The organism is Pseudocolwellia sp. G5-9, from assembly GCF_055808995.1.
Genome location: NZ_CM147893.1, coordinates 3568092 through 3585467, shown reverse-complemented (window position 1 = coordinate 3585467; position 17376 = coordinate 3568092). Strand labels below are relative to the sequence as shown.

Sequence of the window (17376 nt, the reverse complement as noted above, 5' to 3'; positions counted from 1 at the left end):
ACCATTTTCTCTATAAATTTCCCCATAGTATACAGGCTAATAACTTGTTGCCGCAATAAAGAATAGGATCCACTTGTTAGTTATTTAAACTACATTGATGAAAGTTAACAAGGAACATTTCATGGTCATCTACACAAGAAATTATATCTTCGTCTTGGTATAATGTGGCACTATTCATCTTTTCGTAGCGTACCATTATAATATTTGGGCTATTGATATATAAACTTAGTTCTATAGGAAATCTTCATGTCACATAAAAAATCAACTGTACTCATTATTTTAGATGGTTGGGGCTATCGCGAAAATCAAGATTCTAATGCTATCTACCATGCTAAAACACCTTTCATCGATAATTTAATGACAACTTGCCCAAGCATGCTTATTGAAACATCAGGCATGGCTGTAGGTTTACCTGATGGACAAATGGGCAACTCTGAAGTTGGACACGTAAATTTAGGCGCTGGCCGTGTAGTTTATCAAGACTTTACTCGCATCACTAAATCAATTGCTGATAACGAGTTTAATAGTAACCCAACCTTATCAACTGCTGTTGATGAAGCCGTAAAAAAAGATAAGGCTGTTCACATTTTTGGTCTACTCTCTCCAGGCGGTGTACATAGTCATGACGAACATATTTTAGCTATGATCGAGCTTGCTAAAAATAAAGGAGCCAAAAAGGTTTACTTACATGCATTTTTAGATGGAAGAGATACCCCTCCAAGAAGCGCAGAATCTCCTATAACTAAAGCACAAAATAAATTTGAAGAATTATTCTCAGGTACAGAAGCAACAGGTCAAATTGCTTCAATTATTGGCCGTTATTACGCTATGGACAGAGATCAACGCTGGGATCGTGTTGAAAAAGCCTATAACTTATTAGTTGACGGACAAGGCGAGTACCAATTCAACAACGCTATTGATGCTCTAAATGCCGCTTACGAAAGAGATGAAAATGACGAATTTGTTGATGCATCCGCTATTTTAGATCCCGACGGCAATACTATTAAAGTGAACGATGGCGACTCGCTTATTTTTATGAACTTTAGAGCAGATAGAGCAAGACAATTCAGTCGTTGTTTCACTGAGAAAAATTTTGAAGGTTTTACTCGAAACAGAACACCAGAGTTATCTAGCTTTGTAACCTTAACTCAATATGCAGAAGATATTGACGCCGAGTGCGCATTTCCACCAGTAGCTTTACATAATGTTATGGGTGAATGGTTAGAAAAAAACAATAAAACGCAATTACGCATTTCTGAAACAGAGAAATATGCACATGTTACTTTCTTCTTTAGTGGTGGTCGAGAAGATGAGTTTATTGGTGAAGAACGTATTTTAGTTCCGTCTCCTTCAGTGGCTACTTACGACTTACAACCAGAAATGAATTCAAAACTATTAACAGATGAACTAGTAGGTGCTATTGAAAGCGGTAAGCACGACTTTATTGTTTGTAATTACCCTAATGGCGATATGGTAGGCCATACGGGTGATTTCGATGCTGCAGTTAAAGCTTGTGAAGCCGTTGATGGTGCAATTCAACGAGTTGTTGAAGCTATAAGAGCAACAGGTAGTGAATGTTTAATTACAGCTGATCACGGTAACGCTGAACAAATGCTTGATCCTATAACTGGTCAAGCTCATACCGCTCATACCTGTGAACCCGTTCCATTAATTTACGTTGGTAGAGATGCAACGCCAGCAAAAACAGGAACGTTAAGCGATATTTCACCAACAATCCTAAAACTTATGGGGTTACCTCAACCTGAAGAAATGACAGGTTCTGTTTTAATGAATTTAAAAGATTAATTAGTTATTAATGAAGTTTCTTCATTTTGTTAAAAACACGATAAGGTTATGCGCATTACTTTGTGTATTTTCTTTATCGTGTTTAGCAAATCCCTTCTTTGATAATCAATCATCAACAAATAAAAAATTAAAGGATGTAAAATCTGAAATTTCTCAAACAAAATCAGCACTTCAAGCTGTTAACAAAAAAAGAACTTTATTAGAAAATCAACTTAAAAATAGCGATCTTGCTATTTCATCAATTACCCAAGAAATACAAGAAAACACACACAATAAGCAAGCTATACAAAATAAATTAGTTGAGCTTGAACAAACCAAAAACAGATTAATAACCGACAAAACACGTCAAGAAAAACTACTAGCAAAACAACTAAGAGCCGCCTATTCAGCTGGCCATCACGATTATATAAAATTATTACTTAATCAAAAGAATCCAGCAACTATTCAACGAACGATTACTCATTATCAATATGTGAATAATGCACGAATTAAAGAAATTGAAAGTTTTAAAAAAACCATTGATGAACTCGTTGTTGTAGAAGAGAAACATAAGACACAGTCAATAGCATTAGATAAAATAACTAACGAACTAGCTACCAACAAAAAATCGCTAGAAGAAAGTAAAGAAAAAAGAACTAAAACTTTAACACTTATTAAAAAAGAGCAATTAAGCAAACAGCAGCAACTAGATAAACTTATTTCAGAAGAAAAAAGTTTAAAAGACACATTAAACAAACTTGAACTTTTAGCTAAAGCCAGTAAAAACCTAAGTGGGCTTGCTAAATTGAAAAGAAAATTAAAATGGCCAGTATCAGGCCGTATAGCACATAGTTTTGGTACCCAAAAACATGGCTACATAAAATGGAAGGGAGTGTTAACAAGAGCAAAATTAGGTGAACAAGTAAAGTCTATATATAACGGAAAAGTTTTATTTTCTGATTGGTTAAAAGGTTATGGCTTAGTCACAATTATCGACCATGGTAAGGGCTATATGAGCTTATACGGCTACAATCAAACGTTACTAAAAAAAGTAGGTGAATATGTAGAACAAGGCGAGCCTATTGCATTAGTGGGGCAAAGTGGTGGGCAATCTCAACCTGGACTCTATTTTGAAATTCGTCATGCGGGTCAGGCAAAAAATCCAAAACTTTGGTGTAGATAACTCCAAGTAAGTATTAAATAATGATATTTCAATTCGATTTACAATGCGTAAAATGTTAATATTCTAACCCATCCTATCTATCACTTCAGATTTTTACCTTGCGTATATTTATCCTATTAATACTCAGCCTTACCTCATGTTACTCTGTTGCGGCAAAAGATAAAGTTGCTATTATTATTGATGATATCGGTTACAGAAAAACAGATGTGAATATACTAAACCTTCCCTCAAACATTACATTTTCTATTTTACCCCATACCCCCTATGGTAAATCGCTGGCTGAACAAGGCTTCATGAATAAACATGAAATAATGTTGCATATCCCAATGCAGGCTGAAAATGGAAAGCTTTTAGGGCCAGGAGGATTAACCAACGACATGAATGAATCAATGATCCGTACTAGCCTTAAAGAAGCGTTCGCAGAAATTCCCTTTGCCATTGGTATTAATAATCACATGGGAAGTTTACTCACTGCATTACGTCAACCAATGTCATGGGTAATGAAGTTCATTAAAGAGCAAAATGTTATTTTTATCGACAGTGCAACCTCTTCAAACAGCAAGGCTGGTGCAATCGCTAAACAGTTGGGCATTCCGACGCTACAAAGAGATGTTTTTTTAGATAATAACCTTGAATATCATTACATAGCTAAACAGTTTTCATTACTTATAAAACAAGCTAAAAAACATGGAATAGCCATTGCTATAGCGCATCCTCACCCAGAAAGTATAGACTCAATAAATAAATTACTGCCTCAATTAGCCAGACAAAATATTGAGTTAGTTGCTATTTCTCAATTATTCAACATACAACAAGTCGAAAAAAGTAAACAATTGACTGACTAGCTTAATACAATTTTTATACTGTAACCTATGAATCTCAAATTTTAATATTATTTTCTTTCAATAACTGACGAAGATATTTCACTGGAATTGCATAGGTAATACCACTAGGTTTACTAATTACAGCCTCTTTACTTTCTTGAATAAACACTTTATTAATAATACCTACAACTTCACCTGTTTCTCTATCGTACATAGCACTACCACTGTTGCCAGGATAAGCTGTTGCATCAAGTTGATAAACCATAAAAGGATCGCGTAACTGCCTAAGCATTCTCATACTTAATTGCTTTATATCATTCACAGGAGTTATCGTTGGAGTAATTGCTGCAATAATCCCCCTATGTGTAACAGGATATAAACCGAGAACCGCGCCAATAGGAAACCCCGTAAACGCCACATAAGAACCTTCTCTTACATACTCATCAACTCCTAAAGATATAGGGGGTAATGATGCTCCCTCAATTTTTAGAATGGCTAAGTCGTGTTTTTGAGATTTAGCTACAAGAGATGCTTTACGCACTATAGCTTCTTTGCCTGTTCCTACAAAAACAGCCATTTCTTGCAATAATCTCTCATCTAACTCTTCAGAAACCACATGGTAATTAGTAGCAATATAACGGCCATTCCCAATGGCAAAACCACTTCCTTTTAATATATTTTTTGGATTACCTGTCGGCGTATAAATACCAACTCCCACAATAGAAGGTTTAACCCTTTCAAGTGTATCTGCTAATTCAGCCGTCGCCGTTTGAAGTAAAAAGAAAGATAAAAGCGAGATACATTTAAATAAATAATTCATTAGAGACCCTTTTAATTTTCAATATCTTAGCAGATAAATAGATTTTAATATTAATTATGCCTTACTTTATGAGTATTTTTAGCCATAATTAAAACTATATTAATTATGATATACCAAAGTTGTAATGAAAACGTATACAGAATAATTTTACTTCCATGGAAAACAACGCTTTGCATTTAAAAAGTTAGTATTAATCTGTGTAAAACTGTTATATTTATAAACAGCTATTCGATACATATCTAAGTAGAGTGCTATAAATTATGAACTCATACTCCATTGCTGATAATTTTAATCACTTTTTTAAAATTAAATTTGCCAATAATAAACTACTTAGGCAGGAAGCCTTCAAAATCCGTTACGGCGTTTATAGCCGAGAATTAGGCTGGGAACCTGAAAATGAATTAGAATTAGAAATAGATGAATGTGATGATTATTCATATCACTGCTTATTAGAGCACCGACGCACTAATGCTTATGCGGGTTGTGTAAGGTTAGTGATCCCGCCAGTTAATAATCCAAACCTCCCACTCCCTTTCGAAGCTAATTGCTTACATAGTGCTAGAACCGATATCTTAGATTCTACTACTTTCGATCGAGGCAGTTTTGGAGAAATATCAAGATTAGCGGTTCTCGATACATTCAGACGTCGAGCTAAAGAGAAAAGCGTACCTTTTGTTCTTCAGGATATTAATCCTGAAACAGTATATACAGAAGAAGAGCGAAGAAATTTTCCAAATATCGCTATGGGCTTATATTTGGCTGCCGTTGCGCTAGCTGACATATGTAATCATAGAGGTATGTTTGTTATGATGGAACCTCGGTTAAATAAAAGATTACAGCGCTTTGGTTTGCCTTTTGAACAAGTGGGTGATGAAATTGATTATCATGGATTGCGAGCAATGTTTTATTTAGAAAAAGATAAGTTTAATTCTGAACTTTCAGAAGAACTGCTTGCCCTTTATAAGATAATTTATAATGATCTAGCCCAGCAAATGAGCCTTATTCCGTTTACAGATAGTACGGATAAATAACAAGGATAATAGACATGAGCCACTCTTTTAATTACGAACTTGCATTTTCTCGTAATATTGGCTGGGTTACCGAAGAAGAACAAGCCATATTAAAAACTAAACGCGTCGCAATTGCTGGGATGGGAGGCGTTGGTGGGTCTCATGTATTAACACTTGTAAGACTTGGTATAACCAAATTCCATCTTTCTGATTTTGATGAATTCGCTTGTGAAAATACCAACCGACAAGCTGGCGCAAATATTAATTCTTATGATAAAAAGAAACTTGATATTATGGTATCAATGGCGAAAGCTATAAATCCTGAAATTGAAATCAAATTATGGCCAGAAGGAATAAATCCAGAGAATACTAACGAATTTCTTGAAGATGTAGATTGCTACGTAGATTCTTTAGATTTTTTTGCTCTAGAAGCTAGAAAACTTATTTTTAAGCTATGCGCAGAAAAAAGCATTCCTGCAACGACTGCCGCCCCCATTGGAATGGGAACCGCATACTTAAATTTCTTACCTGGAAAAATGACGTTTGAAGAATACTTTCAATTGGATGGCTATACTGAAAATGAACAATATTTACGTTTTTTTCTTGGATTAACACCTGCTGCTTTACAACAAGCTTACTTAGTAGACCCCACCAAATTAGATTTAGCCAATAAAAAAGGCCCCTCGACTATTATAGGATGTCAGCTTGCAGCTGGAGTTACAGCTGCTCAAGTTGCAAAAATATTCTTAAATAGAGGAGACGTTTTAAACGTGCCTTACGGCTTGCATTTTGATGCTTATACAAACCAATACAAAAAAACATGGCGACCTATGGGTAACAACAATCCCATACAAAAGCTAGCTTATAAAATAGGAAAGAAAAGATTGCTTGACAACCCCATGGCTTCGCCTGAAGCTGCAATTCAAACCTTAACCACCGCTGAAGAAATCATTAATTTAGCAAGGTGGGCACCAAGTGGCGATAACACCCAATGTTGGAAATTTCAGCTTATAAATGACATCTCTTTTGTTGTTATAGCTAATGATACACGCGACTCTGTAGTTTATGATTTAGATGGGCACTCGAGCCATGTGGCTCATGGCGCTCTACTTGAAACAATTGAAATTGCCGCGAGTCAATTTGGTTTTTCTGTCGACATCAAGTCTGATTACGCAGATGATACTCAATTGAAGTTCCACGTATCTTTAATTAAAAACGCTACGATTGATGTGAGTAAACTAGCGCCGTATATAAAAACCCGCACAGTACAACGCCGGCCGATGGGAACCCAACCTTTAACGGCAGCAGAAAAAGCACAATTAGAACAAGAAGTGCCCGATGGATATAAAATTAAATGGTTCGAAAGCAAAGAAGATAAACTTGCCATCGCTAAGCTTAATTTTTGTAATGCAAAAACTCGATTAACCATGTACGAAGCATACAAGGTACACAAAGAAATAATTGATTGGAATAAACAGTACAGCGAAACAAAAATACCTGAACAGGCTCTTGGTGTAGACTGGCTAACAGCCAGAATGATGCAGTGGTTATTTAAAAGCTGGGGAAGAGTTAAGTTTGCTAATACTTATTTAGCCGGTACTTTATTACCTCGACTTCAGTTAGACTTTATTCCTAGCCTTAAAAGCTCAGCACATTTTGCTATTATTGCAGAAAAAGCACCAAAAACTATCGAAGAATACATTACTGTAGGCCGAATACTGCAAAGAGTTTGGCTCACCGCTACAAAATTACAATTAGGTTTTCAACCAGAACAAACCCCTGTTATTTTTTCTAGATATATTGATAATGAAATCAGATTTACCGAAGACATTAACGTTATTAATAATGCAAACAAAGGGAAAGCCTTATTTGAGTCTATTTTTGAACAAGCTAACAATACCGTATTTCTTGCTCGATTAGGACGTTCTACGGCTCCTAAGTCTCGCTCAATTAGAAAACCATTAGATGACCTGATCATTCGTTAATTATTCAACTAAAGCTTCTAGCTAAATAGAGTAAGGTTTTTAATATAAGGTCAGTAATTTTTGTTACTGGCCTTTTTTATGCCTTGAATTTTATAATTAAAAAGGAGCGGCCTTAAATAAAATCAGGAATAACCTAGAGCGTGTATAGTGTTTTTTCGGTTATTTTGAGTAAGTTTCTAAGACATGAGATTTCATTTCAATATAAACAGAATTAAAAATATGTAATTATGAGAGAAAAACAAATAAGTCAACTAATACGCTTTTTATAAGGCCATAATCACATAATTATTTAGCAGACACAAAAAAGCCGAACTGTGTTCGGCTTTTTATTAACTTATAAGCTGATTAATTATGCTTTACGACGACGTGCGCCAGCAAAACCTAATAAACCTAAACCTAAGATAGCTACTGAAGCTGGCTCTGGTACACTTAACGTCATGTTACCGTCATGTGAAATTTGGAAGTTTTGAGTACCACCTATTGCTGGGTAAGTAGGGCTTAAACCAAGTATATCTTGTACAGTTACGATTAAAGTAGCTGATTTAGCACCTGAAGTTGTTGATAAATCATCACCATTAGCGTTAAAGAAGTAACCTGCAGCAAAGTTAAGGCTTAAATCAATACCACAAAAACCTTTGTTTTGTAATGCACCTGGGGTTATATTAATAGAACAGCCGCCAGTGTTTAAACCAAATGAAGCGATTTCTGTTCCGCCGTCAAACATGCCGTTACCAACATTCGTTGTATCAACATATAAACCAGAAGCACCAGCATTGAATGTGATATCTAATGTACCCGTTCCATTGTTTGTTACTGTTCCTGAAAATGCATAGTTGTAAAATACTTCATATGCAGCATCAACACCTAAAAGTGTACCACCAAGTTTAAAGTTTACGATATCAGTAGAACCGAACTCAGAGAAAGCTTCAGTACCTGTAATATCACCACTATGGTCTGTATCAGTTTGTGTTACATCAGCTAAATCAGCATCAAAATCAATAAAATCAAAAACGATTTCAGAACCTGGAGTTCCGTTAAAAGATGAATCGTTAAATGTAACTACATCAGCAGAAGCAGCAAATGAAGCACTAGTGATCAAAGAAGCTAGTAATAATTTTTTCATGGATATGTCCTTTTGTTTAATCATGATTAATGATGTCGCTATCATTAAATCTAAATATCATATAACCAACGTAAAGCAAATATCATACCACAAATAAAAATCACTTAATTATCAATATATTGAATGTTTTTTATTTTTAGTAAACACAAAGCATGTAAAGAATACTGACACCTATTTGATTAAAGTTGCCCGACTAAATGATTATATTTAACTTTTAGATTTTCAGGGATATTAGTTAATTTATTTAGCTCGGCTTTAGCGTCAGCTTTCTGCCCTAATAAAAGGTAAGCTTCGACTAAAATCAATTGTAACTTTTCATTTATAAAAGACTTATTATCTGAGTTTTTAATAAGTTCAACAGCCAACTTGCCGGTATTATTGGCTATTAATACTGTTCCAAGAGTATCGATCGTTGTACTTGATTTAGTTATTTCGTAGGCCTTTTCAGCATAAGGTAAGGCCTCCTCAAATTTTGATTGATTATAAAGCGCCCATGACAAATTATTTAAAACCGCAACATTATTAGGATATTTATCTTTTAAACTGAGGTATAGCTTTTGAGATTTTTCAGGATTAACGTTTAATAACAATTCAGCTAACAGAGCATGATTTGAATCATTCAAGCTAAATGAATTTTCATGTTTTTCTAATATTTCAATAGCTTTATTAATGTTTCCGCTTTGAATCGAAGCCTTAGCCCAACTAAGCGCCAACTCATTGCTAGGTTTTTTAGCATATAACTGAGAAAATTGTTGGCTTGCTTCATTGGCTTTATTTTTTGATAAATTTAGCTGAGCTTTTAGATATATTACATCTTTATTGTTGGGGTATTGAGAATATAGATCATTAATTATTGTCGCAGCAGAATCCTCTCTCTTAAGAGCCATTAACATATTAGCTTTCAATAAGAGTAATTGCTCTTTGCTATCAGCAACATTTAACGCATTATTTATTACGGTTAAAGCTAGCTCTACATTGCCAAGTTTCTCTTCTACGGTTGCATACTCTATCCAAATGTTATGATCGATAGGTTTAGGTTTGTGTTCAACTAAAGATTTATATAACTCTCGAGCTTCTTTTAGCTGTAAGTTACTTACATACAACCTTGCTAACCCTCTTAAATATCGAGGACTTTTTTCCTCAACAGCTGAGGTTTCGAGCAGTTTTATCGCTTCTTTAACCTTTCCATTTGCGCTTAAATTGATAGATAAATCAATCATTACCTCTTGATTATTTGGATATTTCTCAAGTAATTCGTTTAAGTAAGCAATTGTTTCATCTATTTTATTTAACTGTGCATTAATATAAGACAAACGTGCTACAGAAGCTTTATGCGTAGGTTCAAATTCCAGGATTGTTGTAAAATACGACTTAGCCTTTTCCCAATTTTTACTGTTAAATGCAAATTCACCGAGGTAATAATTAGCAGGAACATTTCCTTTATCATTAATGAGTATTTGATTAAATGTTTTTTCAGCTAACATTTGATCACCTTTACTTACGAAAATAAAGCCTTCAAGTAAAGCACCTTTGATCTTTCCAGTTTCTGTTGCCTTGAGTTGCTCTGCTACTTTGAAAGCCCCGGCATAATCTTTATTGTTAATATAATGAGTGGCTAGGATTAGAGACGCACCAACCGATTTATCCTCACTCTGCGCTAACTGCTCTAACAAGGGTAATTGACTTTCATCCCCTTGAGATAATTTTAATGCGCTATATTGAAGAGCAAGATCTTTATTTTCAGGATTAGCTGTTGCTATTTTACTGAGAAGTTTCTCAGCCGCATCCTTTTGCCCTTTTTTCGCAAATTCTTTACTGGCTGCATTGAGGATATTGATATCGTTAATACTAGATGCATCCATCCCTGCAAAAGATAATTCAGCTTCATCTTCAAAGCCTAGCTGTAACTGTAATATAGCTAAAAGCTTTTTGACTTCATGATTATCAGGAAGAAACTGCCCTATTTTACTTAAATGGCTATAAGCTAATTCCAACTCACCTAGTTTAAATGCACTCATTCCTGCGATTAGTTGTCCCATATGGAGTGAAGAATCTATACCAATCGCTTTTTCAGCATATATCTTAGCCTCGGAGAAGTTCTGATGGTTATATTCAACCTGAGCGTTATACAAATTAACAATAGGGTGACCTTGATATAATTGATTAAGCAAAGCTAAATGTTTTTCTGCACTTTCAAAATCTTGGGCACCTAATAAGCTATTAATCAAATAAAGTTTCACTTGAAAATGTCGAGGGTGTAACTTCAAATAAGCGGAATACATTTCAATTGCTTTATCATAGTGAAATTGTGCTTGGTGCAAATGCCCAGAAAGTAGTAATGCTTCAGAAAAACCTTCCGATTGAGATAGTATGTTATTTAACGTGTTGGAAACATCTTCAAACTTTTCACCTGAAAAGTTCAACCAAGCCTGACCGACTTGACTGTATAATGAATCTTCACTAAGCATTGAAGCTTGCCCAATATAATCTTCAGCCATCCCCATTTTACCATCAGAAATAGCAGCTAAACCTGCATACGTGAGGATCATGACGTACTGTTCATCATTATATCCCCCCGAATTATCAGCTAATTCATATACTTCTTGGTACTTGTTTAACAGCATTTTAACTTTAGCTATTTTAGGTAATAATCCTGGAAAATCAGCACCTAATTCTAAAGCCTTATCAAGCTCTTTCTCTGCGGAAAACAAATCACCTTCATTTAAATAAACGGCACCTAATTCATAGCGTGCTTCTATATTTTTAGGCTCCATTCTAACTGCGTTTTTTAAAGATAATATTGCACTTGCATGATCTCCTTGTTCAATTTGAGATTTAGCTTCGACAATATACTCTTCATATGACAAGTTTTTTCCACAACCACTTAAATTAGCCATAGCGATAACTGCTGTTAGCGTTAAAATCTTAATATGCTTATTTTCCATTATAATTGTGCTCTCATTGTCATTAAAACTTAAGGGTTATAACGTATTTTGTAATGCGGTAATGCGCTGTTTTTGTACGCTAGATAAATTATTTGTTGATTTAATAATTTGCTCTGCTTTTTTCAAGCGTTTATTCGCAATTAACACTTCAATGTAATTCAACGTAACATCATTGTCTTTTCCTTCGGACAGTTCATAAGCCTTAACTAGCAGACTTAATGCTTCACTCTTTTTATCCATCTTTAACAATATCATTGCCTGAGTGTCTATAACATTTACAAATTCTGGGGCTAATTTATATGCTTCTTCAGAATAGGCTAATGCTTCCTCAAAATTACCTTGTTCCATTGTTAACCAGGCAACATTATTTAATACCAAAACATTATTAGGGTGTTGCGCCAAAATCTGTTTATAAGCAGCTATAGCTTTATTAGGACTATCACTTATATAAATACTAGCAAGAACTGCACGAACATTGTTATCACTAGCATTTTTTTGTAGATAATTTTCTAGCAGTGAAACTGCTTTATTTTTTTCTTTGTTACCTTGATATGCGTTAGCTAAGAGAATGGCATTTTTAGACAAAGGGAAGGATGTGTAAAATTTAGATAATAAAAGACTCGCTTTGGCATAATCTTGCTCAAGAAAAGCTATTTTGCCCTCTATTCCATGAGTTATCTCAGGTTTAATCCCTTCTTTTTTCAATTCACTATAATAACGCTTAGCTTCCTTTATATTTTTATTATCAAGTAAAAGCTGCATTTTACCCATTTGTAACATCTTATTATCAGTGTGCTGCCCTCTTAAAGCTTTATCTAATAAATTTAATGCTTTATCAATATTGTTACTACGCGAATAATAATCAGCTAACATGACCACAGGTTCAATATGGTACGGATTAATCTTGATCCAGTCCTCAAGTATTGTTTGTGATTTATGTATATTTTGTAACCCACTGTGGCTAAGTACTTTTAATTGCCATAATTTCTTAGGCGTTTTTACTGTAGTCTCATAAGCATCAATTACGTTAATCGCTTCATTAAAGTTTTTCGCATTGATCAGTAACTCTGTATATAACATCCCTACAGTTTGGTTTTTTTCATTTGATTTATACAGATCTTTAATTTTTTCAAAAGCTTCATCATTTTTAAAAACTGAATAATATTGACGAAGTAGATTTACATTGTTTGGAAACGCCGTAACACCAATAGTAGAAATACGTTTGGCTTCATCCAACTCCTTTGAAATTATTGCTAAATTGGTTAATTCAAGTAATGCAAATATATTATTTTGAATAGCTAAACTTTTATTGAGTTCAACTTTAGCTTTTTCAGCTAAGCCTTGTTTTAAATAAACAGCAGCAAGCACATTATATCCACCAGGCTTATCAGGATAATTTTCTTTCCATTTTTCAGCAATCGTTGTAGCTTGAACATAGTCTTTAGCTTGAATAGCAGCATAAGCAAGTGCTAACTCTGCTCCTAAAAAGTCAGGCTTTAAAGCAACAGCATCTTTTAAATTTTGCATACCTGAAGGGTCATTTAGCATAAGCTTTAAAATACCATCACGCATGTTTTGTTCTGCGCCTTCAGGGGCGCTGGTTAAAGCTTGTTTTGCAACAGCTTTAGCATTATCAAAAGCCCCTAATTCAGCTAATTGATAACTTAATGATGACAGGAACTTTTCGTCTTCTGCTGTAGTTGAATTAAAACCTTCTAGTGTTTCAGATATATCTTCTACCAAACCTAATTGTAATTGACTTACAGCAAACATTTTTCTTGCTGGATGTTCTGGAACAAGATATTTAACAATAGACTCTAAATGGTAATGACTTTGTTCATAATTACCTAAAAAGTATGCGCTAACACCTGCTATAAGTTTTAAAGGTCCTTGATTAAACTGAGATTTAAGTGCGGTTTCAGCATGTTCTTTTGCTTTTTGATAGTTTTTTAATTCAAATTGAGACATCGCCTTTACATAGTTGGCAAAAGGCTGATTAGGAGCGGCGTTCAAAATGGTATCAGCGTATCTTTCTGCTTCTAAAAACTTCTCTTCTTTTAATAAAGACTGTGCCAAAAATAAAACTATTACATTTGATTTAGGTTGTAATTTCGCATATTTTAAATAACTTTCAGTTGCCTCTTTATGTTCACCTAAAGCCGTACTTATTTGACCTGACAGTAAAATTGAATCAACTTGTAATGGTGATATTTCTAGTGCTTTATTTATGTGGCCTCTTGCAAGGTTTAGTTTGTTTTCAGCCATTTCTAAATAAGCATTTGCTAATAGTGTGTATGTATTATTAGCAAGTAATTGATTGGCCGATTCAACACTTTCTTTTGCAAGTTCAATATTCCCCGTACGGATAGCAGCTAGAGTTTTATAAGCTAAATAATGCACCTTTTTTTCATCAGCCAAGTTAGAGGCCTTTGCATCAAGATCTAACAAGTCTTCATCAGCGATAGTAAGAATATAAGCACGGGCAAGTAATGGGATGAGTTTATTCTCATCAAATTTGTAATCATAAGCCCTTTTCAACTCTTTCACTGCACCAACACCAAAGCCTTGGCTTAAATAAGTTTCACCTAATAAAAACCGAGCTTCACCATTTTTAGGTTCCAGCTTTACTGCATTTTTCAATTCGATTAATTTAGAATCAATTTCACTAGACTTAAAGCTTTTCGCTTTTTCAATATGAGTACGTGCAGTATCGTTTTCTCCACACCCTGCTAAAGCTAAGATAACCCCTACACTTATCAATAATCTTGCTAATTTCATTGTTACGAATTCCTTTATCAGTTTATTATATAAGCGAAAAATGCATTCACATAAAATTTTTATTTGATTATTCTACCGCTAAATAGAACATTTAACAGAACTTTTTCTATAACAGCAAGTTTAAGAACAGCTAAAATTATATATGCATTAAATTACTAATAGTCACTTCAGTTAAACATTGTTAAAGTGTTAACATACAGTTAAAAATGGAAATGATATTTTTTAGATATGGATGTAATTAGAGCTAGAAGACTATGGCTTTACACCAATTTAGATATTCATAAACCTCTCCACTAAAGCTCGGTTGTACTAAAAAACATGAATATACCAAACAATTATAAGCCTTTTGTTGGCATAGTTTTATTATTTACAATAGTTTCTCTGTTAAATATCCCTATTTTAACCACATTATGGAGACACAGCTTTGATGACGGGACCTATTCACACGCTTATTTAATTCCTTTTATTGTTCTTTATCTTTATTTTAAACTTTCTGAAATTGGTAAGCTGGTTTATAGAGATAAAGTATCTCCATTATCTATTACCATATTATTGGCTTCAGGCTACGCTTTATTTGTTACCTCTAATGCACAAATAAGTATTGGTTTTTGGCTATCTTTTTTAGCTATTACTGTAGCGGGTATTCACACTTTATTTCGATTTAATTGGTATATTATTTTCCCTGCCTGCTTTTTATTATTCATTTTTCCTTTATGGGGCTTGCTCACTAACATATTGCAAGAAATTTCAGTAATTGCTGTTACTTATATGATGAGTTTTACTGGAATACCAACTTATGTAGAAGCGCAATATATAACGATACCTGCAGGTGTTTTTGAAATAGCTGATGGCTGTAGTGGCTTACGTTATATTATTGTTTCTCTTGCTATCAGTTCACTGTTTATTTTTCTTTATATTAACAATGTTAGAAAAGCATTAGTCTTTTTATCAATTGCTATATTAGGGGCGTTAATTACTAATTGGATACGAATAACAGCTCTTATACTTATTGGTGACTATACCGAAATGCAAAGTAGTTTAATGGAAGATCATAATACATTTGGTTGGTATTTATATATACCGTTTATGTTCTTGCTATTTATGTGGGGTAATAAACTCACAACGATTGATTTATTAAACACTAAATCTACAGTAAATTTAAAAAATTATTTACCTGTAAAATTTAACGTTTTACTTGTTTTGTTTTCATTTATAATTTTTTCAACTTCAGCAAAGTACTTGTTATCACATAAACAACCTTTATCTGAACACGTTCAAAATACAGAACAGCCTCAACCTGAAGTATTTAATGCTACATCAATTAGTATATTAAATTTACCCCCTGTAAATAATATCAATTTAATTACTTATCATTTTGATGGCGCTAATTTAGATGGAAAGCCTACGCATTTTAATAATCAATTAATTCCTCTAGGTTGGAAAATAAAAAAACACGTCTTATTAAACAACTGGAATATAAATATAGTCACAAAAAACAGACAAAACGCTTTAGTTCTTTATCAATATGAAATAGACAATCAAAAAACGTCTACTATAAAAGATTTTAAAGTTAATCGTTTGTTAAAAGCTCTTAAAGGTCAGTCAAAGACACAGTTACATTGGGGCTTTTTGCAATGTATAGATAATTGTGAAACGAACTTGATAAACATTAAAAAACAAATAGAACTAATCAATTGATTATAAATCAATTTTAAGTATAAATTGGCGCACTAAATAATAAAGATGGAGTTTATGATTACACAGTTAATGACCTCCTCAGCCTTAAAATGGCACTATGAGACTGACATAGAAAAGTTAAATCATTACGATTTATTGTGGCAAGATTGCATAAAGCACACCTGTATTTCTCTTTTTTCCTCACAACAGTGGATAAACTGTTGGAAAAATACTTTTTGGAAGGAAAAAAATTCACTACATTTATTCATAGCGTTAGACAATGAAAAATGTGTGCTCTTTGCGCCTTTTTACATTCATACTCAGCCAACTTTTCCTTTTACTAAAACTTTAACACTTTTAGGGCAAGGTGAATCAGAAGTTTGTGAGGTATCTTCAGAATATCAAGATATACTCCTACATCCCGATTACGAATACTTACTTCCTAGTTTAGCTTTAAAATTAGAGTCATTAAACTTTGATCAAGTAAATATAAGAGCATTATTGAATGATGCTAATTTATTAGCTTTATTTTCATATATAGATAATTCAGCTATCAACGAGGCTGGTATTAAATACACTTATATGCCTGAGGAATCATCCCCCCCCGCATTAAGTAAAAACTATAAATCTAAACTAAATAAATGTAAAAACAAGTTAACCGCTTTAAATGCTAAGTATATATGGGTGCAAGAAAAAGACCACGATATTTACTGGGAAGTGATGAAAAAATTCCATCAGAAACGGTGGACTAAACTAGGGAAGAAAGGAGCATTTAACCATATTAAGTTCTCTCAATTTCACAATGAATTTAGAAAAAAAAACAACCAAAATATAAAAATAAGTGCTGTAATAATCAATAACACTCCCATAGCTATACATTATTATTTTATATCAGATAATACATTGTGTTTTTATCAAAGTGGTTGGGATGAAGAAAAATATGCTAACACATCTCCAAGTTTTGCATTACATATATGGTGCATGAATAATAGTAATGAAATTTTTTACGACTTAATGATGGGTAACCCAAAGAATAGCTATAAAGCTAAATTAGGCTGCAATCATAATAGTAAGATGTATAATATCTTACTAATACGGAATAAGTTCAAAATAAGATTAACGAAACTTATCAATAAATTAAAAAAATTTTAAATATAGTCTTTTTATGTTTAAGCTCATACATAACAGCATATAAGCTTTGTAGAACTTTTTATATAATCATTTTTATTAATAATATAACGTTATT

At 33.4% G+C, this 17376-nt stretch carries 11 protein-coding genes; 7 read left to right on the top strand and 4 right to left on the bottom strand.

Going from position 1 to position 17376, the window contains the following annotated elements; all coding sequences use genetic code 11:
* The first annotated feature begins 246 nt into the window (after positions 1 to 246).
* The 3 genes from gpmI to AC0L5Q_RS15420 all read left to right on the top strand — a co-directional run bounded on the left by gpmI (position 247) and on the right by AC0L5Q_RS15420 (position 3813).
* Positions 247 to 1806 carry a 2,3-bisphosphoglycerate-independent phosphoglycerate mutase gene (gene gpmI / locus AC0L5Q_RS15430; protein ID WP_473610833.1) on the top strand — a complete coding sequence of 520 codons (1560 nt, stop codon included), beginning with the start codon at positions 247 to 249 and terminating at the stop codon, positions 1804 to 1806.
* A gap of 10 nt (positions 1807 to 1816) precedes the next feature.
* Entirely contained in the window at positions 1817 to 2968 is a 1152-nt protein-coding gene (locus AC0L5Q_RS15425) for a murein hydrolase activator EnvC family protein (RefSeq protein ID WP_473610829.1), read from the top strand.
* Positions 2969 to 3066: 98 nt separating this feature from the next.
* Positions 3067 to 3813, top strand: coding sequence for a divergent polysaccharide deacetylase family protein (locus AC0L5Q_RS15420; RefSeq protein ID WP_473610825.1), 747 nt, complete (start codon positions 3067 to 3069; stop codon positions 3811 to 3813).
* A gap of 34 nt (positions 3814 to 3847) precedes the next feature.
* Here the strand turns inward: AC0L5Q_RS15420 and AC0L5Q_RS15415 are convergent, their stop codons facing one another.
* Positions 3848 to 4612, bottom strand: a complete 765-nt coding sequence (locus AC0L5Q_RS15415; RefSeq protein ID WP_473610821.1) for a S1 family peptidase — start codon at positions 4610 to 4612, stop codon at positions 3848 to 3850.
* A 260-nt stretch (positions 4613 to 4872) separates the two neighbouring features.
* Here AC0L5Q_RS15415 and AC0L5Q_RS15410 point away from each other — a divergent pair, with 260 nt between their 5' ends.
* Positions 4873 to 5643, top strand: a complete 771-nt coding sequence (locus tag AC0L5Q_RS15410) for a PEP-CTERM/exosortase system-associated acyltransferase (protein WP_473610816.1) — start codon at positions 4873 to 4875, stop codon at positions 5641 to 5643.
* 14 nt (positions 5644 to 5657) lie between these two features.
* Positions 5658 to 7607: a ThiF family adenylyltransferase gene (locus tag AC0L5Q_RS15405; RefSeq protein WP_473610813.1), complete on the top strand. Its 1950-nt coding sequence runs from the start codon at positions 5658 to 5660 to the stop codon at positions 7605 to 7607.
* 349 nt (positions 7608 to 7956) lie between these two features.
* Here AC0L5Q_RS15405 and pepA read toward each other — a convergent pair whose 3' ends face one another.
* The 3 genes from pepA to prsT (AC0L5Q_RS15390) all read right to left on the bottom strand — a co-directional run bounded on the left by pepA (position 7957) and on the right by prsT (AC0L5Q_RS15390) (position 14453).
* Positions 7957 to 8730 carry a flocculation-associated PEP-CTERM protein PepA gene (pepA, locus tag AC0L5Q_RS15400; RefSeq protein WP_473610809.1) on the bottom strand — a complete coding sequence of 258 codons (774 nt, stop codon included), beginning with the start codon at positions 8728 to 8730 and terminating at the stop codon, positions 7957 to 7959.
* 179 nt (positions 8731 to 8909) lie between these two features.
* On the bottom strand, positions 8910 to 11675 hold the full coding sequence (gene prsT, locus AC0L5Q_RS15395; protein WP_473610805.1) for an XrtA/PEP-CTERM system TPR-repeat protein PrsT: 2766 nt from the start codon (positions 11673 to 11675) through the stop codon (positions 8910 to 8912).
* Between the two features lie 36 nt (positions 11676 to 11711).
* Positions 11712 to 14453, bottom strand: a complete 2742-nt coding sequence (gene prsT, locus AC0L5Q_RS15390) for an XrtA/PEP-CTERM system TPR-repeat protein PrsT (RefSeq protein WP_473610801.1) — start codon at positions 14451 to 14453, stop codon at positions 11712 to 11714.
* 318 nt (positions 14454 to 14771) lie between these two features.
* On the opposite strand from prsT (AC0L5Q_RS15390), the gene xrt reads away from it, so the two are divergent.
* A complete protein-coding gene (xrt, locus tag AC0L5Q_RS15385) occupies positions 14772 to 16151 on the top strand; it encodes an exosortase (protein ID WP_473610797.1) in 1380 nt (459 codons plus the stop codon).
* Positions 16152 to 16205: 54 nt separating this feature from the next.
* Positions 16206 to 17282: a GNAT family N-acetyltransferase gene (locus AC0L5Q_RS15380; protein ID WP_473610794.1), complete on the top strand. Its 1077-nt coding sequence runs from the start codon at positions 16206 to 16208 to the stop codon at positions 17280 to 17282.
* Positions 17283 to 17376 lie beyond the last annotated feature (94 nt).

Bases quoted from the DNA above. Each gene is read 5' to 3' on its own strand.
- AC0L5Q_RS15415 (WP_473610821.1), bottom strand. From the start codon at position 4,612: ATGAATTATTTATTTAAATGTATCTCGCTTTTATCTTTCTTTTTACTT.
- AC0L5Q_RS15410 (WP_473610816.1), top strand. From the start codon at position 4,873: ATGAACTCATACTCCATTGCTGATAATTTTAATCACTTTTTTAAAATT.
- pepA (WP_473610809.1), bottom strand. From the start codon at position 8,730: ATGAAAAAATTATTACTAGCTTCTTTGATCACTAGTGCTTCATTTGCT.
- xrt (WP_473610797.1), top strand. From the start codon at position 14,772: ATGAATATACCAAACAATTATAAGCCTTTTGTTGGCATAGTTTTATTA.
- prsT (WP_473610805.1), bottom strand. From the start codon at position 11,675: ATGGAAAATAAGCATATTAAGATTTTAACGCTAACAGCAGTTATCGCT.
- AC0L5Q_RS15425 (WP_473610829.1), top strand. From the start codon at position 1,817: ATGAAGTTTCTTCATTTTGTTAAAAACACGATAAGGTTATGCGCATTA.
- gpmI (WP_473610833.1), top strand. From the start codon at position 247: ATGTCACATAAAAAATCAACTGTACTCATTATTTTAGATGGTTGGGGC.
- AC0L5Q_RS15405 (WP_473610813.1), top strand. From the start codon at position 5,658: ATGAGCCACTCTTTTAATTACGAACTTGCATTTTCTCGTAATATTGGC.
- AC0L5Q_RS15380 (WP_473610794.1), top strand. From the start codon at position 16,206: ATGATTACACAGTTAATGACCTCCTCAGCCTTAAAATGGCACTATGAG.
- prsT (WP_473610801.1), bottom strand. From the start codon at position 14,453: ATGAAATTAGCAAGATTATTGATAAGTGTAGGGGTTATCTTAGCTTTA.